The sequence below is a fragment of the Methylobacterium sp. CM6244 genome (assembly GCF_054817885.1).
Genome location: NZ_CM139247.1, coordinates 1,443,011 through 1,464,656, shown reverse-complemented (window position 1 = coordinate 1,464,656; position 21,646 = coordinate 1,443,011). Strand labels below are relative to the sequence as shown.

General features: G+C 67.1%; 22 protein-coding genes. 8 read left to right on the top strand and 14 right to left on the bottom strand.

Features of this window, described 5'->3' with window-relative positions:
- Positions 1–86: 86 nt before the first annotated feature.
- Positions 87–1,523: an NAD-dependent succinate-semialdehyde dehydrogenase gene (locus ACYQML_RS06765; protein ID WP_461235073.1), complete on the bottom strand. Its 1,437-nt coding sequence runs from the start codon at positions 1,521–1,523 to the stop codon at positions 87–89.
- 88 nt (positions 1,524–1,611) lie between these two features.
- A complete protein-coding gene (locus tag ACYQML_RS06760; protein WP_207410969.1) occupies positions 1,612–2,403 on the bottom strand; it encodes a class II glutamine amidotransferase in 792 nt (263 codons plus the stop codon).
- 260 nt (positions 2,404–2,663) lie between these two features.
- On the opposite strand from ACYQML_RS06760, the gene ACYQML_RS06755 reads away from it, so the two are divergent.
- Together ACYQML_RS06755 and ACYQML_RS06750 are read left to right on the top strand one after the other, a co-directional pair.
- Positions 2,664–2,804, top strand: a complete 141-nt coding sequence (locus ACYQML_RS06755) for a hypothetical protein (protein ID WP_207410968.1) — start codon at positions 2,664–2,666, stop codon at positions 2,802–2,804.
- Entirely contained in the window at positions 2,801–3,226 is a 426-nt protein-coding gene (locus ACYQML_RS06750; RefSeq protein ID WP_461235072.1) for a response regulator, read from the top strand. The genes ACYQML_RS06755 and ACYQML_RS06750 overlap by 4 nt, the downstream gene beginning before the upstream one ends.
- Before the next feature lie 106 nt (positions 3,227–3,332).
- Here the strand turns inward: ACYQML_RS06750 and rpsU are convergent, their stop codons facing one another.
- Positions 3,333–3,641 carry a 30S ribosomal protein S21 gene (gene rpsU / locus ACYQML_RS06745; RefSeq protein ID WP_056428151.1) on the bottom strand — a complete coding sequence of 103 codons (309 nt, stop codon included), beginning with the start codon at positions 3,639–3,641 and terminating at the stop codon, positions 3,333–3,335.
- Positions 3,642–3,873: 232 nt separating this feature from the next.
- Positions 3,874–5,088, bottom strand: a complete 1,215-nt coding sequence (locus ACYQML_RS06740; protein ID WP_461235071.1) for a polyhydroxyalkanoate depolymerase — start codon at positions 5,086–5,088, stop codon at positions 3,874–3,876.
- Between the two features lie 309 nt (positions 5,089–5,397).
- Here ACYQML_RS06740 and ACYQML_RS06735 point away from each other — a divergent pair, with 309 nt between their 5' ends.
- Positions 5,398–6,054 carry a glutathione S-transferase family protein gene (locus ACYQML_RS06735; RefSeq protein ID WP_419953573.1) on the top strand — a complete coding sequence of 219 codons (657 nt, stop codon included), beginning with the start codon at positions 5,398–5,400 and terminating at the stop codon, positions 6,052–6,054.
- Between the two features lie 70 nt (positions 6,055–6,124).
- On the opposite strand, the gene ACYQML_RS06730 is transcribed toward ACYQML_RS06735, so the two are convergent.
- The 5 genes from ACYQML_RS06730 to bla all read right to left on the bottom strand — a co-directional run bounded on the left by ACYQML_RS06730 (position 6,125) and on the right by bla (position 11,313).
- Positions 6,125–6,703 (bottom strand): hypothetical protein, encoded by a 579-nt coding sequence (locus ACYQML_RS06730; protein ID WP_461235070.1) that lies wholly within the window; start codon positions 6,701–6,703, stop codon positions 6,125–6,127.
- A 150-nt stretch (positions 6,704–6,853) separates the two neighbouring features.
- Complete coding sequence (locus ACYQML_RS06725) at positions 6,854–8,290, bottom strand: ATP-binding protein (protein ID WP_461235069.1); 1,437 nt, start codon at positions 8,288–8,290, stop codon at positions 6,854–6,856.
- On the bottom strand, positions 8,287–9,015 hold the full coding sequence (locus ACYQML_RS06720) for a response regulator (protein ID WP_207410965.1): 729 nt from the start codon (positions 9,013–9,015) through the stop codon (positions 8,287–8,289). The genes ACYQML_RS06725 and ACYQML_RS06720 overlap by 4 nt, the downstream gene beginning before the upstream one ends.
- 148 nt (positions 9,016–9,163) lie before the next feature.
- Positions 9,164–10,189: a hypothetical protein gene (locus tag ACYQML_RS06715; protein WP_461235068.1), complete on the bottom strand. Its 1,026-nt coding sequence runs from the start codon at positions 10,187–10,189 to the stop codon at positions 9,164–9,166.
- A 218-nt stretch (positions 10,190–10,407) separates the two neighbouring features.
- Positions 10,408–11,313, bottom strand: coding sequence for a class A beta-lactamase (gene bla / locus ACYQML_RS06710; protein WP_461235067.1), 906 nt, complete (start codon positions 11,311–11,313; stop codon positions 10,408–10,410).
- Positions 11,314–11,527: 214 nt separating this feature from the next.
- Between bla and ACYQML_RS06705 the strand changes: the two genes are divergently transcribed.
- The 4 genes from ACYQML_RS06705 (at position 11,528) to ACYQML_RS06690 (ending at position 14,283) form a co-directional block, all read left to right on the top strand.
- On the top strand, positions 11,528–11,833 hold the full coding sequence (locus tag ACYQML_RS06705) for an accessory factor UbiK family protein (RefSeq protein ID WP_311275941.1): 306 nt from the start codon (positions 11,528–11,530) through the stop codon (positions 11,831–11,833).
- Positions 11,834–12,126: 293 nt separating this feature from the next.
- On the top strand, positions 12,127–12,630 hold the full coding sequence (locus ACYQML_RS06700) for a type III secretion system chaperone family protein (RefSeq protein ID WP_461235066.1): 504 nt from the start codon (positions 12,127–12,129) through the stop codon (positions 12,628–12,630).
- 2 nt (positions 12,631–12,632) lie between these two features.
- Positions 12,633–13,451 (top strand): pyrroline-5-carboxylate reductase, encoded by an 819-nt coding sequence (proC, locus tag ACYQML_RS06695; protein ID WP_461235682.1) that lies wholly within the window; start codon positions 12,633–12,635, stop codon positions 13,449–13,451.
- A 67-nt stretch (positions 13,452–13,518) separates the two neighbouring features.
- Positions 13,519–14,283: a TetR/AcrR family transcriptional regulator gene (locus ACYQML_RS06690; protein WP_461235065.1), complete on the top strand. Its 765-nt coding sequence runs from the start codon at positions 13,519–13,521 to the stop codon at positions 14,281–14,283.
- A 102-nt stretch (positions 14,284–14,385) separates the two neighbouring features.
- Here the strand turns inward: ACYQML_RS06690 and ACYQML_RS06685 are convergent, their stop codons facing one another.
- The 4 genes from ACYQML_RS06685 to ACYQML_RS06670 all read right to left on the bottom strand — a co-directional run bounded on the left by ACYQML_RS06685 (position 14,386) and on the right by ACYQML_RS06670 (position 19,119).
- Positions 14,386–15,108 (bottom strand): DUF4142 domain-containing protein, encoded by a 723-nt coding sequence (locus ACYQML_RS06685; RefSeq protein ID WP_056428189.1) that lies wholly within the window; start codon positions 15,106–15,108, stop codon positions 14,386–14,388.
- 275 nt (positions 15,109–15,383) lie between these two features.
- Positions 15,384–18,440, bottom strand: a complete 3,057-nt coding sequence (gene polA, locus ACYQML_RS06680) for a DNA polymerase I (RefSeq protein WP_461235064.1) — start codon at positions 18,438–18,440, stop codon at positions 15,384–15,386.
- Positions 18,441–18,482: 42 nt separating this feature from the next.
- Positions 18,483–18,833, bottom strand: a complete 351-nt coding sequence (locus ACYQML_RS06675; protein WP_311275945.1) for a HepT-like ribonuclease domain-containing protein — start codon at positions 18,831–18,833, stop codon at positions 18,483–18,485.
- On the bottom strand, positions 18,823–19,119 hold the full coding sequence (locus ACYQML_RS06670) for a nucleotidyltransferase family protein (protein ID WP_461235063.1): 297 nt from the start codon (positions 19,117–19,119) through the stop codon (positions 18,823–18,825). The genes ACYQML_RS06675 and ACYQML_RS06670 overlap by 11 nt, the downstream gene beginning before the upstream one ends.
- A gap of 122 nt (positions 19,120–19,241) precedes the next feature.
- Between ACYQML_RS06670 and ACYQML_RS06665 the strand changes: the two genes are divergently transcribed.
- Complete coding sequence (locus ACYQML_RS06665; protein WP_311275947.1) at positions 19,242–20,432, top strand: PQQ-dependent sugar dehydrogenase; 1,191 nt, start codon at positions 19,242–19,244, stop codon at positions 20,430–20,432.
- A 7-nt stretch (positions 20,433–20,439) separates the two neighbouring features.
- On the opposite strand, the gene ACYQML_RS06660 is transcribed toward ACYQML_RS06665, so the two are convergent.
- Complete coding sequence (locus tag ACYQML_RS06660) at positions 20,440–21,612, bottom strand: YihY/virulence factor BrkB family protein (protein ID WP_461235062.1); 1,173 nt, start codon at positions 21,610–21,612, stop codon at positions 20,440–20,442.
- Between the last annotated feature and the right edge of the window lie 34 nt (positions 21,613–21,646).

The window sequence follows — 21,646 nt, the reverse complement described above, 5'->3', positions numbered from 1 at the left end:
GTGGCCGGAGCAAAGGCGTGCATCATCGCTCCATGGGGTCTGCCCCATGGAGCGTTTTGCTTGTCCAGCCTACCGAATGCGGGTGTTCAGGCGCTCGCCTGGCTCACGAACTTCGTCGTCAGATAGGCCTCGATCGCCTCCGAGCCGCCCTCGCTGCCGTAGCCGGAATCCTTGATGCCGCCGAAGGGGGTTTCGGGGAAGGCGAGGCCGTGATGGTTGATGCCGAGCATGCCGCTCTCGACCCGGGCGGCGATCTCCGTCGCGCGGGAGGCCGAGCGCGTATAGGCGTAGGCGGCCAGACCATAGGGCAGCCGGTTGGCCTCGGCGAAGGCGGCCTCGTCGTCGGAGAAGCGCTGGACCAGGGCCACGGGGCCGAACGGCTCCTCGTTCATGATCCGCGCAGTGAGCGGGGTCTCGGCGAGCACGGTCGGTTCGAAGAAATGGCCGCGGTTGCCGATGCGCTTGCCGCCGGTGCGGAGCTCCGCGCCCTGCGCTACGGCATCGGCCACCAGGGATTCCATCGCCTCGCGCCGGCGGGCATGGATCAACGGTCCCATCTGGGTCTCGGGATCGAGCCCGTCGCCGACCCTGATGCCCTGTGCATGCGCCACGAACCCCTCGACGAAGCGGTCGTAGACGGAATCGTGGATGAGGAAGCGGGTCGGCGCGACGCAGACCTGCCCGGCATTGCGGAATTTGTTGGCGCCGAGCACCGAGACGGCCTTCTCCACATCCGCGTCGGCGAAGACCAGGGCGGGGGCGTGGCCCCCGAGTTCCATGGTGATGCGCTTCATGTGGCGCCCGGCCAAAGCCGCGAGCTCCTTGCCCACCGGAGTGGAGCCGGTGAACGAGATCTTGGCGATGACCGGATGCGGGATCAGGTAGGACGAGATCTCGGCCGGATCGCCGAAGACCAGGGACAGCACGTCACCCGGCACCCCGGCATCGAGGAAGGCGCGGACGAGTTCGGCGCAACTCGCCGGCGTATCTTCCGGCCCCTTCAGGATCACCGAGCAGCCGGCGCAGAGCGCCGCCGACAGCTTGCGGACGGCCTGGTTGATCGGGAAGTTCCAGGGCGTGAAGGCGGCCACGGGACCCACCGGCTCGCGCAGAACCATCTGGGTCACGCCCGGCACGCGGGCGGGGATGATGCGGCCGTAGGCGCGTTTCCCTTCCTCGGCGAACCAGTCGATGACGTCGGCGGCGGCAAGCGTCTCCACCCGCGCTTCGGTCAGCGGCTTGCCCTGTTCCAGCGTCATCGTCCGGGCGATGTCGTCGACGCGCGAACGGAGCAGATCGGCGGCCCGCCGCATCACCTTGGCGCGATCGAAGGCCGCGACCCTGCGCCATTCGGCGAATCCGCGACGGGCGGCTTCCAGGGCACGGTCGAGATCGTTGCGCGTCGCCACCGCCACGGTGCCGATGGCGTCGCCGGTGGCGGGGTTGAGGACGGGGATCGTCCGCGCGTCGGAACCGGGCGTCCAGGCCCCGGCGATGTGAAGGGTCACGTCCGTATCGGTCATCGGCGGCTCACGCTCTCGAAGGAGCATGGGTTGTCCGCCCTTCGCGCCAGCGCCGCAACCCTCCGTGCCGCAACCCTCGGGAGCGGTCTCAGGCGGCGATGCGGACCCGCGCCTCGTCGGCGCCCTTCACCGTCACCGTGCCACCGCGCGTCGCCTGCAGCGTGCCGCCGCGCGGGATCACGATCCAGCCCTCCTTGCAATCGTCGATGGGCTCGGAGACCACTACGAGGCCGGTTTCGGTCTGGCGGTAATAGAGGCTCGGCGGGCGGCCGTCGCAGGCCCAGCGATAGGCCGTCAGGGTCTCGCCGTCGGTGACGACGGAGGTGAAGCGCAGGGCCTCGGTGATCCCGGCCGCCTGCATCAGGTCGCGGACCGTCGAGAGGGTTTCGGCCATGGCACCGATCGGGTCATCGGCAAGACCGTTGGCCAGCGCCAGGAGGAAGATCGCCTCGGAATCGGTGGTGCCGCGCCGCGCTTCGTAGAGCGCGTCCGGGATTAGGGCCTCGATCCGCCGCTTGATGCGGTGATAACCGCCGATCTGGCCGTTATGCATGAACAGGTGCCGGCCATGGGCGAAGGGATGGCAGTTCGCCCGCGTGGTGGCCGTGCCGGTGGAGGCGCGCACATGGGCGAAGAACATCCGCGCGCGGACCTGCTGGCAGAGGTTGACGAGGTTCTCGTCCGACCAGGCCGGGCAGACGTCGCGATACTGGCCCGGATCGGTCCGTTCGCCGTACCAGCCGATGCCGAAACCGTCGCCGTTGGTCTCCGTCTTCGCCTCGGTGGCGTGCAGCGACTGATGCACCAGCGAGTGCGTCGGCGCGCAGACGAGATCGGTCAGGAAGACCGGATCACCGCTATAGGCGAGAAAGCGGCACATGGCTGAGCAACAACCCCCTGTTTCGGCACCCCTCCCCGGATCGGGAAACAGAAACCGTTCCATGATCCAGCTTGACGGTCGTTGAACTGTAACATTCGATCTTTTGCGGTGAACAGATCGTTAATGCGTTGCGGTATGCCTGAACCTTGTGCGTCTGCGCAGACGATGCGCAGAGACGCTCGATTTCGTGCATTCTCGGATCTTAGGCTGCCACCAAGCCCGCTTTGAGGCGGTTCCGCTTTTTATGGAGCGAGAGGCGCATGGCCGTGGCGGCGGCTGGCACCCTTGCCGATCCCGGCCAGGCGGCGCAGCCTTCGAACAATCGAATCATCGACCGGGCGCATGACGCCCTGCGGGGCCGCGATCGCGCCCGCCCCCATTCCAAGAAGGAGACCTCATGAATCATACCATTCACGCGACCGCCGACACCGTGTCGCCAGCCCAGATCGACGGCCCCGTTGCCCTCGTGGTTGAGGACGATGCAGCGGTTCGCGACCTCGCTGCAGCCATTCTCGAGGAAACCGATCTCGACGTGATTGCCTGTGACAGCGCCGAGGCGGCCATCGGCGTTCTCGAGCGCAAGGGCATGAACGTCGCCCTGCTGTTCGCCGATGTGCGCCTCGGCGGGGCCATGGACGGCATCGCCCTGGCGCGGACCGTGGAGCGGCGCTGGCCCGATGTTCGGATGGTCCTGACCTCGGGCTACGACGAGCGCAGCACCGGTCGCCTGCCCGAACAGGCCATTTACATGCAGAAGCCCTGGCGCGCCCTCGATGTCCTGGTGGAAGCCGAGCACGCCTCCGCCGCCGTGGGGATCGCCTGAAACGACAGAATGCCCGGACGCATCGGCGGCCGGGCATTCTGAGAGATGGGACGGTAGCGCCAGTAACCGCGTTCGGGGCCGATACAGGATCGGCCGCCGGTCGGTCTTACGAGGCGACGTTGGCCGAGGGAGCGGCGCTCGGAGCGAAAGGCGAACCGCCCGGACGACGCGGCGCACCGGCGCCGAAACGGGGCTTCGGCTTCGGAGCGGCGATCAGGCCCTCACGGATCGCGGTCTTGCGGGCCTGCTTGCGGGCGCGGCGCACGGCCTCGGCCTTCTCGCGAGCCTTGCGCACGGAGGGCTTCTCGTAGGCCTTGCGCTGCTTCATCTCGCGGAAGATGCCCTCGCGCTGCATCTTCTTCTTGAGAACGCGGAGTGCCTGGTCGACGTTGTTATCGCGAACGAGTACCTGCAACGGACTTGATCCTTTAGAGACGTATGTTTGTCGGACGGCGCCCTCTCCGAACGCCCCCGCCTGTTCGACGAGGGCAAACCGCCAATAGCCCCATACCCTGGATCGCTCCAGGGAGGGACCTGTGTGTGACGGTCTCGAATCGACGCTGAAAACTCACTTGGGGCAGGCTCATACACCAAGCGGACACGAGTTCCAACCGCTCTCGGTTAAATCCTGAGCCGGACCCGCATCCTCATGCGTGCGATTGGATGAAGTTGCGCACGAGCGGGTAGGTCTGGCCCTCCCACTTGCGGCCGGTGAAGACGCCGTAATGGCCGACGCCCGCCTGCAGGTGGTGGCTCTTCATGTGCGGGGGGAGGCTGCCGCACAGGTCGTGCGCCGCCATGGTCTGCCCGACGGCGCAGATATCGTCGCGCTCGCCCTCCACGGTCATCAGCGCGGTCTTGCGGATGGACCGCATGTCGATGGGATTTCCGCGATAGGTCAGTTCGTTCTTGGCGAGGGTGTAATCCTGGAACACCGTCTGGACGGTTTCGATGTAGAACTCGGCCGCGAGGTCGAGGACGGCAAAATACTCGTCGTAGAACGTCTCGATCTGGTTGGCCTTGTCGGCCTCGCCGTTGGCGAGATGCCAGAACAGGTCTGCATGGCTCTGCTGGTGGCGCTTGGCGTTCATCGAGACGAAGGCCGAGACCTGCATGAAGCCGGGATAGACCCGACGGCCGGCCCCAGCATGACGCTGGGGAACCGTGGCGATGAGGTTCTTTTCGAACCACGCGATCGGCTTCGAGGTGGCGAGCTTGTTCACCGAGGTCGGGCTGATGCGGCAATCCACCGGCCCGGCCATGAGCGTCATGCTGCGCGGATGCGCGATGTCCTTCGACTGGGCCATGACGGCGGCGGCGGCGAGCGCCTGGACCGCCGGCTGACAGACCGCCACGACATGCGAGCCCTCGCCCATCACGCCGAGGAACTGCACCAGGTGATCCACGTAATCGTCGAACCCGAACGGACCGTCGGCGAGCGGCACGTCGCGGGCATTATGCCAATCGGTGATGTAGACGTCGTGGTCGGCCAGCAGGGTGCGCACCGTGCCGCGCAGCAACGTGGCGAAATGGCCCGAGAGCGGCGCGACGACGAGCACCTTGGGCTGCTCGGAATCGATGTCCTTCCTGAAGCGCAGAAGCGTCCCGAACGGGGTCGAGAACGTCGCCTCCTCGCTCACCGACACTTCGCGGTTGCCGACCCGGACGCTGTCGATGCCGAAGGCGGGCCGGGCGAAGGTCAGGCCCGCGCGCATCATCATCCTGGCGCCGGCCGACCACCAGTTCATCGGCGCCGCATTTCGCGACCCGACCCAGGGCGATACGGCGTCGTGGACGAGCTTCCCCCAGGAGCGCGTGCGCTGGGCAAGGTCGGACTGCACTTCGAAGGCATCGTAGAGCATGACGCTCGAACTCCTGCGCGAACGATCGGATAGCGGGTCATTCGCTTCGTTGTGCTCAACCGCCGGGATCGCCTCCGACGGTCGTCACAGCCCGCTAGGCTGAGCCACGGTTGCGCGCAACGCAATCGGCTGCAGGTACGATCTGTAATAAATGTTGTGAGAATGCATCACTGTCCCATCGACGAGACGGGAAAGGTTTTTCTCCTTCGGCGAAGGCCGGTTCGATGCGGCACGAGACTTGGATGCCCCCTGCACAGCTCGGGCCGAAAACCTTATGGACGGCCGGGGATGAGAAGACAGGGGATGGACATGTCAGTCGCCACGCTCACGATTTCGAGCCGGAACTACTCATCCTGGTCGCTCCGGGGATGGCTGGTCTGCCGCATGGCCGGGCTCGATTTCGAGGTCGAGGTCCTGTCCGGTGACGACGAATCCTCACGGGCCGAGCTTCTACACCTGTCGCCGTCCTTCCTCGTGCCCCGCCTCGTCCATGGCGAGATCGAGGTCTGGGATACCCTGGCCCTCTCCCAGTATCTCAACGAGACCTACCCCGATGCGGGCTTCCTGCCGAAGGATCCGGTGGCGCGGGCGCGCTGCCGTTCGATCTCGGGCGAGATGCATGGAGGGTTCATCAACCTGCGCTCGGCCCTGCCGATGAACCTCAAGGCCCGCCACACCAATTTCAAGATCTTCAACGGAGCCAGGGGCGATATCGAGCGCGTCATCACCATCGTCGAGGATTGCCTGGCGCGCTACGGCGGTCCGTTCCTGTTCGGCACGCGTCCGAGCCTCGCCGACGCCATGTTCGCGCCGGTCTGCACGCGGTTCCAGACCTACGACGTCTCGCTGCCCCGCAACGTCGCGGCCTATCGCGACACCATCCTCGCCTGGCCCCTGATGGTGGAATGGAGCGAGGCGGCCGCCGCCGAGCCCAACGAGATCGAAGAACTCGACATGGAGTTCTAAGGAAGGCCCCCGGCGTGTAGCCCCCCCCCGGTGCCTGGGCGTGGATGCCGGGCACCGGGAGGGACCGCCCTTACGTGTTGAAGTCGAACAACAGGGCGCTGGCGCTCGCGCCGGACGCCTTGGCACCGGAGGCGGCGTAACCGGATGCACTCGTCTGCGATTCCTGGAGCGTCGTCATGAAGCTGTCGAGAAGCTCGCTGACGCCGGCCGACATGTCTGTCGAGGATGACGCGCCTTGTGCCTCAACCTCGGATGGCGGCGGGCCGGCCGGTCGAGCGCCCGCGCCACCTGCGCCCCCAACTCCTCCCCTGCCCGACGCGTTGGCTTCGAACAGCGTCTTCAGGGTCTCGGCCTGATCGGTGGTGAGGTCGCCGCTGGAGACCTGATCCTCGATGAGGCTGCCGATCGTGTCCTCGATCTGCGACGGGTCGAGGCGTGTGCTCGTTCTGCCGGTCGCGTTGGAGCTCTCGCTCTTGAGGCTCGAATCGATGGAATCGAGGGCGTCGGTGAGAGCGGTGCCGTCGGTGGCGCTGATGCCGCCGGTGGAGACCTCGCTGGCGATGGCCTGCGCGACCGGATTGCCTCTGGACGGCGGCGGACGCTGGGCCTGGAACGTGGCGGAGGTCTGGGTAGAACTGACGGATGTCATGGCGCGGTCGCCTCGGTCGAATGCCGCCGCGGGAAGTTCGCGACGGGTGTCGAGTGAGCGGCACCCAGGGTTAAGCGGATCTTTCCCGCGCCCGGCACAAGAGTTTCGCGATGTTTCGAACCCGCATCCCGAAACAGTCGGATGCCAAATTCACGAGACGACCGGGGCGACGGTCCCAGGGTTCGTCGATGGAGACGCGCGCAGCTGCCCTCCCTGAGCGACGGCGAGGGGCAGGTCGATACGGGCCACGAGGCCGTGGGGGAGCTTGTTCGACAGGGTCAGCCGGCCGCCATGCCCCTCCACGATGGCGAGAACGATCGACAGACCGAGGCCGAAGCCGCTGGCCTCGTTGAGATTCCGGGCCCGGTCTCCGCGTACGAAAGGCTGCACCATGGCGTCGCGCTCGGCCGCCGGAATGCCGGGACCGTCATCGGACACTTCGAGAGCCACGCCCTGATCCGACGGGTGCATCGTCAGCCGCGCCGCGCCGCCATACTTCACCGCATTATCGACGAGGTTGACGATGGCCCGCTGGAGCTCGTCCGCCCGGCCGCGCACGAGGACGTGCCGCGTCTGTTCCACACGCACGTCCGCGCCGACATCGGCGAAGCCGTCGCACACGGTCTGGACCAGGGAAGCGAGGTCGACGAGAGTCTGGGTGCCCCCGGCCTGACCGTCCCGGACGAAGGACAGGGCGGCGTCCACCAGCCCGTTCATCTGGTCGAGGTCGCGTAGGGTCATGGTGCGTGCGTGATCGTCCTCGATGAATTCGGCCCGCAGCCGCAAACGGGTGATCGGGGTGCGCAGATCGTGGCTGATTGCCGCCAGCATCTGAGTTCGATCGTCGATGAGGCGGCGGACGCGGCCGCGCATCGTGTCGAGGGCGCGGGACACGGCCATCACCTCCTTCGGGCCGTTCCGGGGCAGCGCCACGAGGTTCATGCCCGTGCCGAAGGCATCGGCGGCCTCGGCGAGTTTCGCCAGCGGAGCGGTCAAGGCCCGCGTCGCCCAGATCGACATGAGCGACAGGGTGATGCCGAGGAGGACGAAGGTGAAGATGATCGGGCCGGGGCCGAACGGAGACCGGACGTCATCCGGCAGGGTCGCGCGCAGGCTCGCACCGGACGGCGTCGTGATGCCGATCCGAATGCCACTGGCCGTCTCCGGCACTTTCCCCGGAGACGAGAGATCGGTGATCGTGAGGGGCCGTCCGAACCCGTCGCGCATGCGCTGGACTATGGGATGGTCGGCCTGCCCGTCCCGAGTGTTGGGGGCGGGAGTTTCCGGCAGGCCCGGGGCCGCTTCGAGCTGCAGGCCGGGCAGGCTGCGTGCCGCATCCTGCAGCAGGCGCGGCCGATCCCCCGGCGGAGCGGCATCGAGCAGGCGAACGATGGTGGCCAGCCGTGTCGCGGCTACGCCCGGATGGTTGTCCGGGTTCCAGGGTTCGCGCAGCATCAGGAAGGCCAGGGTCGCCACCGCATGGCTGACGACGATGGCGGCCACGCTGAGCATCGCGATCTGGCCGGCGATACTGCGGGGCGGAAAGCCGAGGAGGCGCCCCCACCGGCCCTTCGTGGCCGCGCTCATGATCGCGTCACCGCCGGGGTGAACAGGTAGCCGCCGGAGCGGATGGTGCGGATGATCTCCGGGTTGCGAGGGTCGGCCTCGATCTTCTGGCGGATGCGGCTGATGAGAACGTCGATGCTCCGCTCGTATGGGCCAGCGGCCCGTCCCTGGGTCAGGTCGAGGAGCTGGTCGCGCGAGAGCACCCGGCCGGGTCTCAGGCAGAGCACGTGCAGCAGGTCGAATTCCGCCCCCGTGATGGTGATGCGGGCGTCGTCCGGGCTGAGGAGCTGACGCAGGGACACGTCGAGGGTCCAGTCGAGGAAGCGCAGCCGGCGGGCGCCATCGTCGCCGGCAGCCTCGGCGCTCGCGCCCCGCCGCAGGATCGCGCGGATGCGGGCGAGAAGCTCGCGCGGGTTGAACGGTTTGGCGAGGTAATCGTCCGCCCCGATCTCGAGCCCGACGATCCGGTCGATCTCCTCGGCCTTGGCGGTGAGCATCAGGATCGGGATCGAGGACCCCGCGCGCAGGCGCCGGCACAGGCTCAACCCGTCCTCACCCGGCAGCATCAGGTCGAGCACGATGAGGTCGACGCGCGCATCCGCCAGCGCCTTGTCCATCTCGCGCCCGTCCCCTGCGAGGCTCACCCGGCATTCGTTGGCGCGGAGGTAGCGCGCCACCAGGGCGCTGATCTCGCGGTCGTCCTCGACCACGAGGATATGGGGCGTGGCGGAATTCGTCTGCGTCATGTCTCGTCCATCCGGTGGCCGTTTATGACGCCTCGGCGGAGGGATTCGAAGGGGATAGCGAGATCAGAATTGTAAACGTCTGTTTCGGTCCGGTATCCGGGACACATTCGGCAAATGTCATCGCAAAGACGCTTGCGTCGACTATGCTCTACCGCCTGCGAAACCCGAAATAGCCGCCATCGGCGTCGTAAAGCACGTCGAAGCCATTGAGGAAGCGCAGGCCGGTATTGACGAAGGGCTCCGGGCGACGGGTGTTGAGGGTCACTTTGCCCGGCGAGAGTCGGGACTCGTCGCCGATGACGATGTCGTAGGCCGCCGCCGGTTCGGAGCCTCGTCCGGGAAAGGTGAAGCCGAGGCGGGTGCCGGGCAGGAACTGGCTTCGGCCGTCGTCATCGGAAGTGACGGCACCGTCCACGGCCCCTGTCGGCAAGGTCAGGTACATCGCCGACACGCCCGTATCGACGAGCGCCCGGCCGCAGGCGCCGGGTGCCTGGCCGTTCACCGTGATGCAGACCGGGACGCCCTGCCATTCGCCGGGAATGTCGGGGTGGGGATCGAGCTTCACGAAGCGAATGTCGCCGCGCGTATTGGCTGCGGTGAGACCCGCATGGATGCCGTCCCGCGTCACCACGTAGCCGCGCCGTGCGGGGCTCCTGCCGTCAGGCGCGAGGTTGAGGAGCGGGTTGGTGTCGGGCGTGCTCTGGCGCTGCGAGTCGCCCTCCCGTCCGAAGCCGATGCCCAGCATGGCCACGTGGCCGGGCATCGTCTCCGGCGTACAGGCGCGGGCATTGTTCGTGCACGCGATCTCGGTGACCGCCAGGACGGGGAGCGGTGAGGTGGTCACGCTGGCCCCGTTGCCGCCGACGAGCGTGACGGGCAGCGTCACCCAGCGTCCGATCATGATCCGCCCGGAACTGCTGTAGGTGAGCCGTCCGGGCCGCGACGGCATCGTCTCGAAGCCGGGGATCCGGCTCGCCGAGACGACGATGCCGGTGGAGCCGGTATCCATCAGGACCGGGCGCACCTCATCCCCGAAGGACAGGCCGAGGCGCGGCGAGCGCGTGATCTCGGCGCCATCCTCCCCCGCGTTGAGGTAGGAGAGATACGTGCCCTGACGGAAGCCGTCGTAATGCGGTCGCTCGTCGGCGGAGGCCGGGTTGGCGGATGTGCTCAAGGCGGCGATCCCAAAAGCAAGTGCGGCAAGCGTTGCCTCATTGGGCGATCGGGGCCGGCGTCCCGCGGCGCGGATGCGGTGCTTGAGGCCCTCGATCATCATTCACCCCTCCGACACGCTGGTAAAGCGGCGCCCGAGCCCTCGTCTCGGTGCCACCGCTTGTCGGTTAAGCCTTGGCAGACAACCACTTAAGGGACGCTTACACGGATCGGTGCGCGTCAACCGCCATCTCGTTCCGCAGCGGCGGCGGCGACGGCCCTGGCCACCGAGGCGATGGTGGCGCTGCGCGCCTCCGGCGACGTCTTCGCCCCGGTCAGGTAGACCGTCAGGACGAGGGGAGCCCGGCGCGGCGGCCAGATCACGGCAATATCGTTGGCCGTGTCGTTCTCGCCGGATCCGGTCTTGTCGCCGATGCGCCACTCCTTCGGCAGGCCGGCGCGCAGCCGCGCATCGCCGGTGCGGCAACCCACGAGCCAGGCGGTGAGAAGGGCTCTCGATGAGGGCGAGAGCGCGTCCGCGAGGACGAGGCGCCGGAGCGTCTGGGCCATGGCCAGCGGCGTAGTGGTGTCACGCGGGTCGCCGGGCACGGCCTCGTTCAGATCCGGCTCGATACGGTCGAGGCAGGTCGTCGCGTCGCTGAACGCGCGGATCTGGGCGGTGAGTCCGGCCGGGCCACCCATCGTCCCGAGGAGCAGGTTGGCAGCAGTGTTGTCGCTGAGCGTAACGGCGGCCTCGCAGAGTTCGGCGAGGGTCATGCCCTCACCATCCGCCCTCGGTCCGCTCATGGGCGAGTAGGGCACGACCTCGCTCGCCGCGTAACGCAGCCGCCGGTCGAGACTGTCCTCGCCCTGGTCGATCCGCGCCAGCACAGCACCGGCCGCGAGAACCTTGAACGTACTGCACATCGGGAAGCGCTCCGCCCCGCGATGCGCCGCCTGGGTGCCACTGCCGGTATCGAGAAGACCGATCCCGAGCCGTCCGCCGATCGTCGCCTCGATCTGCGCGAACCTGTCGGCAAGATTCTCCGGAAACGAAGCCGCGGCAAGCGCCGGTCTTCCCCCGGCGAGAAGATGTCCCGCAGCCCAGGCGGCTGCGCCGAAGGTACAATCGCGTCGGGTGACCATGCGCATCCTTGCCGGTCCGTCGAATCGGCGGTGACCATGGCGACCGGTTTGCGGTCCCATCGTGGCGGATCGAACGTGGTTTTGGCGGGCCGGACCGCGAATTCCTCGGCCGTGCGCCTTGCCTTCGGATTGCCTCGCACGCCTTCGATTCTTATCTGCTTACCTCAGGTGCCGGCGCGATGTCCGACGCGGGCCTCGATCTCGGGAGACGACGATGCAAGGCTCTAAGGACGGCGCGGGCCGCGGCTCCAACCGCTTGTTCGACGATTTCGCCCGACTCATGACCGATGCCGCCGGTGCGGCGCAGGGCGTGAAGCGTGAGGCGGAGACCGTGTTCAAGGCGCAGATCGAGCGGCTGATCCGCGACATGGACATCGCCACCCGCGAAGAGGTGGATGTCCTGCGCGATCTGGTCTCGGCTCTCCGCACCCAGAACGATGCTCTCGCAGCCCGCGTCGCCGTGCTGGAGGGCCGGCTCGGCACGCAGGAGCCGCCGCCTCCGCCAGCGACATCGGTCTGATTCGCGGGCCCCGAGTCCGGTCTAAGCTTGTGCACAGGAAGGAACGGTGGAAATCCGCTTTCCTGTTCACCGGTCATCGGGAGCGCTTTGAAACGCGAGTCCGCCACGGTCTATAGTGAGTGAGGCACTGATTCGCTTCGCCCCCGGACCCGACCTTCGACCCTTAAGCTTCCTCTCGATCACGCTGTGTCTTGCCTGTGCGCGGATTCAGCTTGGGGATGGGAAATCCGGAAGGGGATTGATTGTCGTTCACCATTATCGGCGCCCCTTTCGGGACGCCTAGCTGGACCGCTATGACCCAACTTCACATCGAAGGCCTCGACCGGAACGAGCACCCCCTCGACATCGTCGAGCGGCTCGCTTCCCTTCGCGATTGGATCTTCGACCGGGCCGAGACCGACGAGATGTCGGTGGCCGTGGCCGGCCGCTGGTCCGACTATCACGTCGCCTTCACCTGGATCGAGGATGTGGAGGCCCTCCATGTGGCCAGCGCCTTCGACCTGAAGGTGCCGGCTCACCGCCGCACCGAGATCCTCATCCTCATCTCCCTCGTCAACGAGCAGCTCTGGGTCGGTCATTTCGACCTGTGGTCCACCGACAGCGTGGTGATGTTCCGGCATTCTCTGCTGCTCACCGACGGTGCCGCGCCGACCCAGAGCCAGTGCGCGATGATGCTGAAATCCGCCGTGGATGCCTGCGAGCGCTACTATCAGGCGTTCCAGTTCGTGCTTTGGGCGGGCAAGTCCGCCCGCGAATCCCTGGATGCGGTCCTGTTCGAGACCGAAGGCGAGGCGTGAGTATTTCGTCTTCCACTCTCCCAGCTTCCCTCACCCTGGTGGGGGCGGGCAAGATGGGCGGCGCGATGCTGGCCGGCTGGCTCGCCGGCGGGCTCGATGCCGCCAGGACCTGCGTCGTCGATCCGCAGGCCTCGCCTGAGATGGTGAGGCTCTGCGAGAGCCATGGCATCGCCCTGAACCCGAGTGACGTCCCGGCCAACGATGCGCTGATCCTCGCGATCAAGCCGCAGGGGCTGGAGGGCGCGGCCGGCCTCCTCGATGGGGTGATCGCACCCCATACGCTCGTCGTCTCTATCCTGGCGGGCAAGACCATCGGCGACCTGCAGGGCCGCCTGCCCTCCGCGCGCGCCATCGTCCGGGCGATGCCGAACCTTCCGGCGAGCATCGGCCGCGGCGTCACCGGCGCGGTGGCGAATGCCAACGTCTCCCCGGATCAGCGTGACCAGGCCGATGCCTTGCTCAAGGCTGTCGGGGGCGTGGAATGGCTCGACGACGAGGCGCTGATCGACACGCTGACGGCTTTATCCGGTTCCGGCCCGGCCTATGTCTTCCTCCTGGCAGAGGCGATGGCCGAGGCGGGTGTGGCGGCTGGGCTGCCGGCCGACATGTCGGCACGGCTTGCCCGCGCCACGGTGTCAGGGGCCGGGGCGCTCCTGTCCACCAGCCCTCACGATGCGGGACAGTTGCGGCGCGACGTGACGTCACCGGGCGGCACCACCGCGGCGGCCCTCTCCGTGCTGATGCGCGAGGGCGGTGTGCCGGACCTGATGCGCGAGGCGGTCGCCGCCGCGAAGCTGCGGGCAGGCGAGCTCTCCGGCTGAGCCGCCCCCTAACCGATCCGCCTGCACAACCTACATGATAGGGAACAGACACGAGGATCGAACGACCATGGCAAACACCACAGGTGCGAAGCCCGAGGGTGGTAATGAGACCGGCGGCAACGAGACCGCTGGGACCGACATCGCCGTCGCCGCCCCGCAGCACTCCCCGCGTGAGGCTGCCGTCGAGGCGCTGATGCGGCTCGCCGCCGTCCAGCCCTGGAACGACATCGAAATCGGCGACATCGCCCGCGAGGCCGGCCTGTCCCTCGCCGAATTCCGCGACCTGTTCCCCTCCAAGGGCGCGGTGCTCGGTGGCCTTTCGCGGATCATCGACCGCAAGGTGCTGGAAGGCGATTCCTCCGACCTCGCCGAGGAGCCCACCCGCGAGCGTCTGTTCGACGTGCTGATGCGCCGCCTCGATGCGATGACCCCCTACAAGGACGCCCTGCGCCGGATCTCCTACGCCCTGCGCGGCGATCCGCTCTCCCTCGTCGCGCTGAACGGCGTGGCGCTGAACTCGCACCGCTTCATGCTGGCTGCGGCCGGCATCAACACCGAGGGGCCTCTGGGCCGGCTGAAGCTGCAGGGCGTGGTCATCGCCTTTGCCCGCACCGTCGAGGTGTGGCTCGACGATGACGACCCGGCCCTCGCCCGCACCATGGCCCGCCTCGACAAGGAGATCCGCAACGGCGAGCGCTTCATGGAACGGGCCGACGATGCCCGCCGCCTCACCGCGCCGTTCCGTGCCATCGGTCAGTCGCTTTTGGAGCGCGGCGCCCGCCGACGCCGGGGTACGCGTCCCGAGGACGAGGTCGGCCAGCAGACGGTGTGACAGAACGCTTTCCCTCCCCCCTATGCGAGGGAGAGTGGATTGAGCCCGAACGAAAAGGGCCGCCCCACCGGGCGGCCCTTTCCTGTTTCAGGAGTGAGTGATTCAGCCGCCGATACGGTTGGCGAGGACGGCCGAGTGGCCGTGCTGGTTGGCGATGTAGGGCAGCGCCTGGTTGGCGAATTCGCGTCCCTGTGCGTTGTCGCCGTTGCGCGAGTAGGACTCGTAGAGGCCGAGGGTGCGGGCATCCGAACGGGCCTGCTGCTGCACGAAGGTGCGGTCGAATTCACGGCCGGTGCGGGCGTTCTTCAGGCGGTCGATCCGGGCCTGACCGTCCGGGCCGATGGCGACGCGACGGCCGGGCTCACCGGGGGTGTTGTCGACGAGGCCGACGCCGCCGAGCACGCCGCCGACGATCCGCGAGGCAATGGTGGCCGAGATCGTCACCGGGGCGAGGACGACGCCGACCGGATTGTCGAAGCGGGTCTCGAAGGGCTGGCTGTCGGAGACGACGGTGCCGCCGGCGGTCAGCGAGGTGCCTTCGGGCAGCAGTGCCTTGGTGGTGGCCTCACGCTCGACCAGCACGTTCTTGGCGTAGTTGCGGACGTTCGGGTTGCGCGAGCGCTCGAGGGCGATGCGGCTCGACTCGATGCTGACGGCATCCGAGCGCAGGGCGGCGGCGCGGAACGAGGAAGTGTCGCGGGCCTCAGGGGCGTTGGCGTCGAACTGGGGCGCGACGCGGATACCGAGGGGCTCCTGCGCGAGAGCCGGGGTCGTGATCGCCGCGACGGTGAAGCCGAGGGCAGCGAGAAGCTTGGTGTTGATCATGGCGGAGGTTGTCCTCACACGCCTTTACGGCGTTTGGTTGAAAGACCGTTTCGTCCGGCATGAACGTTTCGTTAACGTGGCGGTTCCTGCTTGGAGGGCATGGCTGTGGTGCGGTGCGGCATGCATCACCTATTTGTGAAATGGCTGTCGTTCGCCCTCCTACCCCATCACCTCATCCTGAGGCGCCGCGTAGCGGCCTCGAAGGATAGTCCCAGAATCCACCGCACGAGCTGGAGGGCTCCGCCTTGGAATAAGGTGAGAGAGCAGCACGACGTTCAATGCGCCTCCTCCCAGTTCCCCGCCGCCTGCGCCTCCACCACCAACGGCACGCGCAGGGTCAGCGCGGGCGCCGGCGCCTCGACCATCACCCGGCGGATCACCGGCAGCGCCTTCTCCACCTCGTCCTCGGGTGCCTCGAACACCAGTTCGTCGTGCACCTGCAGCAGCATGGTCACGTTGAGTTTTTCCGCCCGCAGCGCCTGCTCCATCCGGACCATGGCCCGGCGGATGATGTCGGCGGCCGAGCCCTGGATCGGGGCGTTGATCGCCTGGCGCTCTACGCTCGCTCGCTCGTTCGGGTTGTTGGAGCGGATCTGCGGATAGTGGCAGACGCGGCCGAACAGGGTGGTGACGTAGCCGAGGTCGCGGCAGAGCTTCTTGGTGTCGTCGATATAGGCGCGGATGCCGGGGAAGCGCTCGAAATACTGCTTGATGAAGGCCGAGGCCTCCTCGCGGCCGATGCCGAGGCGGTCGGCGAGTCCGAAGGCCGAGATGCCGTAGATGATGCCGAAATTGATCGTCTTGGCGCGCCGGCGCAGGTCCGAGGTCATGTCCTTCAAGGGCACGCCGAACATGGCGCTGGCGGTGGCGGCATGGATGTCGACGCCGTCCTCGAAGGCCTGGCGCAGCTGCGGGATATCGGCGATGTGGGCGAGGATGCGCAGCTCGATCTGGCTGTAATCGGCCGAGATCAGCTTCCTGCCCTCCGGCGCCACGAAGGCACGGCGGATGCGCCGGCCCTCCTCGGTGCGGATCGGGATGTTCTGCAGGTTCGGCTCCGAGGAAGAGAGCCGGCCGGTGGTGGTGGCCGCCAGCGAGAACGAGGTGTGGACGCGGTCCGTCTCGCGGTCGGCATGCTGCTGCAGCGAATCCGTGTAGGTGGATTTCAGCTTGGCGAGCTGGCGCCATTCCAAGATCTTTTTGGGCAGTTCGTGCCCGGCCTGGGCCAGTTCCTCCAGCAGGGTGGCGGGCGTCGCCCACTGGCCGGACGGCGTCTTCTTCGCGCCGGGCAGTCCCATCTTGCCGAACAGGATGTCGCCGATCTGCTTCGGCGACGAGACCTGGAAGCGCTCGCCGGCATCCTCCTGGATCTCCTCCTCCAACCGCACGAGGGTCTGCGAGAAATCGCCGGAGAGCCGGCTCAGCATGTTGCGGTCGACGCGGATGCCCGCCGCTTCCATCCGGGCGATGACCGGGATGAGGGGGCGTTCCAGGGTCTCGTAGACCGTCACCCGGCGCTCGGCGACGAGCCGCGGCTTCATCATCCGCCACAGGCGCAAGGTGACGTCCGCATCTTCGGCGGCGTAGGCGGTGGCCTTGTCCAGGGGCACCCTGTCGAAGGTGACCTTCGCCTTGCCGGTGCCGGCCACGTCCGAGAAGGTGATCGGCTGGTGGCCGAGATGGCGGCGGGCGAGTTCGTCCATGCCGTGCCCGCCCTTGCCGGCATCGAGCACGTAGGAGATCAGCATCGTGTCGTCGAAGGGGGCGATCTCGATGGCGACGCTTTGGCGCCGGAACACCAGCCAGTCGTACTTGATGTTCTGGCCGACCTTCAGGACGCCCGGATCCTCGAGGAGCGGCTTCAGCGCCGTCAGCGCGGCATTGATCGGGATCTGTCCGTCGACCGGGCTGAACTGCCCCGTGGCCGCCTTGGCATCGCCGAACAGGTCGCTCGCCTCGGATGCAGCCACCGGTTCCAGATGGGCGAGGGGGATGTAGGCCGCCCGTCCCGGCGCCACCGCCAGGGAGACGCCGACGAGGTTGGCGTTGTTGGCGTCGAGGGAGTCGGTCTCGGTATCCACCGCCACCACTCCGGCCTCGCGTGCCTCGGCGATCCAGGCCGCCAATTGGTCGAGGCTGGTGATCGTCTCGTAACCCGTCGTGTCGATGGGGTTCGTCGCCTCGGCCGCGCGCAGGGCAACGAGGCCGGAGGGCGTCGGTTCTGAGGGGCCGCGCGGCTTCGCTTCGCCTTCCGGCAGGTTCAGGTCGGCAAAGGGATCGACCTCGCCGCCTTGTGCCGCGGCCTCGAACGGGGGCGCGTCGGCGCCGTCCGACCCCGGCAGCAGGGCCGGATCGGGCTTCACCTTCTCGGGGTCCACATGCAGCATCGAGGCGATGCGGCGGGTCAGCGTGTTGAACTCCATCGCCTTGAGGAAGCCGACGAGCTTCTCGGGGTCGGGCGCTGGCAGGCGCAGGTCGTCGAGGGCGATGGGGAGCGGCACGTTCTCTTCCAGCGCCACCAGCCTCCGAGAGAGCTTCGCCTGGTCGATGCTGGCGAGAAGGGTCTCGCGGCGCTTGGGCTGCTTGATCTCGCCCGCCCGCTCCAGCAGCGCGTCGAGGCTGCCGTATTCCTTGATCAGGGCGGCGGCCGTCTTGAGGCCGATGCCGGGCACGCCGGGCACGTTGTCGGACGTGTCGCCGATGAGCGCCAGGGCGTCACCGATCTGGTTCGGCTGCAGGCCTTCCCATTTGGCGATGATGGCGTCGAGGTCGAGGTTGCGCTCGGGCCTATGCCCGGGCTTACCCTTCACGCCGGATTCGAAATCGTAGAACCTCACCAGCGGCCCCACCAGCTGCATCAGGTCCTTGTCTGAGGAGACGATGATGACGCCGGCCCCGCGCGCCTCGGCTTGGCGCGAATAGGTGGCGATGAGGTCGTCGGCCTCGTAGCGCTCCAGCTCGATGGGTTGGAGGCCGAAGGCGCGTACGGCCTCGCGCATCAGCGGCATCTGACGCTTGAGGTCGTCCGGCGCGTCGGGGCGGTGGCCCTTGTAGTCGGGGAAGAGCTCCTTGCGGAACGAGCCCTCCGACTTGTCGAACACGATGGCCAGATGCGTCGGCTTGATCCCCGCTGCCCCGTCCTGAACGAACTGGGCGATCTTGGTGCAGAACAGCCGGACCGCCCCCGTGGGCAGCCCGTCCGAGGGCCGGGTGTTGTACTTCTGGTCCTGGTTGATCGACTGGAAGTAGGCCCGGAAAATGAACGACGATCCGTCCACCAGGATGATCTGATCGCCGGGGCCGACGGGGGCGGATGGAGAGACAGCGTTCATCGTGAGAAAAAGGCCAAGTTCAGGAGACGAGAGCGAGCGCGCTCAGGAGGCAGAAAAAGCGTCGCGTTCGGCGATGCAGGCATGACGTACTTCGCCGAGCCGTTCTTGGACGGCAGCCCAGACCAGATCCAGCTCTACCTTGTGATAGGGATGTCGATAGACGTTGCCGACATTGGCGATCGATTGCCAGGGAATGTGCGGGTTGCGCAGCTTCGTTTCCGGATCGAGGCGGCGACTGGCCTCGGAGATGATCTCGAGACAGCGGATGACAGCGTAGACCGTACGTTGGTCAGCGATGAACGTCTCGAACGTCATTCCAGCCGTGAAGTGCTGAGCGGCGTTGATATTGTCGATGATGTCGATGATCGCATCGCGGACGCGTTCAGAACGCATGAACGGCATCTCGTTCGACCCGCAGACGGATATGCGGTTTCAGAGCATCACGGCTGGCCACGTCCACGCTGACCGGAAAGAGCGCCTCGATGAAGTACACCAGGCCCACATAATCGAAGACGTCACGAATGGCCTCTCGGTCGAGAACGACCATGACGTCGACGTCGCTTGAACCGATCGCCTCTCCCCGCGCCGTCGACCCGAACAGCGCAGCATGACGGACGCCGCGTAGGCGTAGCTCCGCCTCGTTCTCTCGAAGAATACCGATGGCGATGCCGCGATCCATTCGGCGACACTACTTCAAATCGCGGGCGCGCTGAAGGGCCGGGTGGAAGTGTCGCGTGCCGGAACGGCGGATTCCAAGACCGCGTTTTAGCCTCATCCTCCACAGTTTCGGATTCCCACCGCATGATCCCGGTCCGCCGCTCGACCTGCCTCGCCCTGGCCCTCGCCCTCTCCGCCGCCCCGCTCCCGGCCTTTGCCCAGGCGCTGCAGAACCCCGGCACGGCGACGATCGAGGCCCATGTGGTGAAGGCCGCGCCGCTGGAGGCGACACCGGAGCGGATCGCCGCTCTGAAACTCCCCGCAGGGTTCAAGCTCGAGGCCTTCGCCCGCGATCTCGGCGCGCCGCGCGTCATCGTCGTGGCGCCGGACGGGGCGCTGTATGTCAGCGACCGCGACGCCGGCACAGTCACCCGCATTGATGCGACCGACGCGGCCAAGCGCCAAGTCGTCCTGAAGAAGCCGGATGTGCACGGGCTCGCCATCCATGACGGCACCCTGTTCTACGTGACGGTGAAAGAGATCTTCTCCGCGCCGATGAAGGCCGATGGCAGTCTCGGCCCCGAGACGAGGCTCGTCGCCGACCTTCCCGATGCCGGCCAGCATCCGAACCGCACCATAGGCTTCGGGCCGGACGGCTGGCTCTATGCCAGCCTCGGTTCCACCTGCAACGAATGCGAGGAGCGCAACCCCGAGAACGCCACGATGGTGCGGATGAAGCCGGACGGGTCGGGCCGGGAGATCGTCGCTTCGGGACTTCGCAACACCATCGGTTTCGCCTGGGAGCCTGGGACGAAGGCCCTCTATGGCTGGGACGACGGCGTCGACTGGCTCGGAAACGACGCAACGCCGGAGGAGCTGAACCGGATCGAGCCGGGCAAGAAGTATGGCTGGCCCTACATCTTCGGTGCCGGGATCAAGAACCTCTACCGTGAGGTCCCGAAAAGCTCGCTGGAGCAGTGGGACAAGGACAGCGAGCGGCCGCTTCTCACTTGGACGGCGCACGCCTCCTCGATGCAATTCGCCTTCTACGACGGCGCGCAATTCCCGGCCGAGTACAAAGGCGATGCCTTCGTCACCATGCACGGATCATGGAATCGCAAGCCGCCGAGTGGCTACGAAGTCCTGCGCGTGCATTTCGAAAAGGGCCTGCCGACGACGATCACCCCGTTCGTGTCGGGCTTCCTCACCGAAGGCGGCCCGAGCGGCTGGTCGCGTTTCGCCCGGCCCTTCGGTCTGGCGGTCGCCAAGGATGGAAGCCTTTTCCTCGGCGACGACCAGCACGGCATCATCTACCGGATCAGCTACAAGGGCTGAGCGGAACTCAACTCGCGGCGCCCACCGTATCCGCCATGCGGGCGTCGCGAGCTCCCAAGGGCTCCTCGTGTCCGATAGTGGTGTCGGCCTCGGTCTGATGCTCCATCTCCGCATTGATCTCGGCGCCGACGAGGACGATGGTCGTCGAGATCCAGATCCAGGTCATGAAGCCCACGACCGCGCCGAGGGAGCCGTAGGTCTCGTTGTACTTGCCGAAATTCGAGACGTACCAAGAAAAGCCCAGCGAACCCGCGAGCCAGAGCACGCCCGCGATGGCGCTGCCCCAGGTCACCCAGCGCCAGCGCGGCGCGTCGCGGCTCGGACCATAGCGATAGAGCACAGCGAGGCCGGCCAGCACCGCGAGCAGCAGCACCGGCCAGCGCAGGAGCGAGATGTACCAGGCCTCCGCGCTGAGACCGACGACGTTGATCACCGCCGGCACCACGACGATGCCCACCAGGGCCAGCACGATGAAGAGCAGCGCACCCGCCGTGAAGGTGAGCGAGCGCAGGTTGAGCCAGAAGAAGTTCCGGGTCTCGCGCTCCTCGTAGACGATGTTGAGGGCCTGGAAGACCGCTTTCATCCCGCCATTGGCGCTCCAGATCGACAGGGCGAGACCGGTGAAGAAAGTGAGACCCAGGGTGGTGTCACCCTTCTCAGCGATGCGCTTCACCTGTTCGCCGATGATGTCGAGGGCACCGGACGGGATCACGCCCTGGAGGTTCTGCAGGTGATCGTTGATCGTCGATACCTCCGCCACCAGGCCGTAGCAGGCGACCAGGGCGGCAATGGCGGGGAAGATCGCCAGCAGAACGTAGAAGGTCACGCCGGCGGCCACCGAGACGAGGTTGTTCTCGCCGATATCGTGGAAAACCCGAAGACCGATATCCTTCCAGCCCTTGGCGGGGATTTCGGACGGTGTCGACGCCTGCCGCCCGCGTTCGGTCTCCGTCCTGGCGACGTGCTTGGCGTCCCTTCCCTCATGGGAGGGGGAGGGCTCGTTCGTGCGCGGGGCTGAGGGAGACCTGTCCGACGATGACCCGGACGAGGATGGCCGCGTGCCCTTCCGCGGCAGGACGACGAGACCGACGAGCGCGGTCACGAGCCCCAGCGTCCACAGGGTGGAGCCGGATTGCCCAGCCCCCCCCGCTCCCGCAGGGTCATGATGTGGTTCGGCCATCGGCGGTTCGTCCTGTAGAGCGGAAAGTGAATTC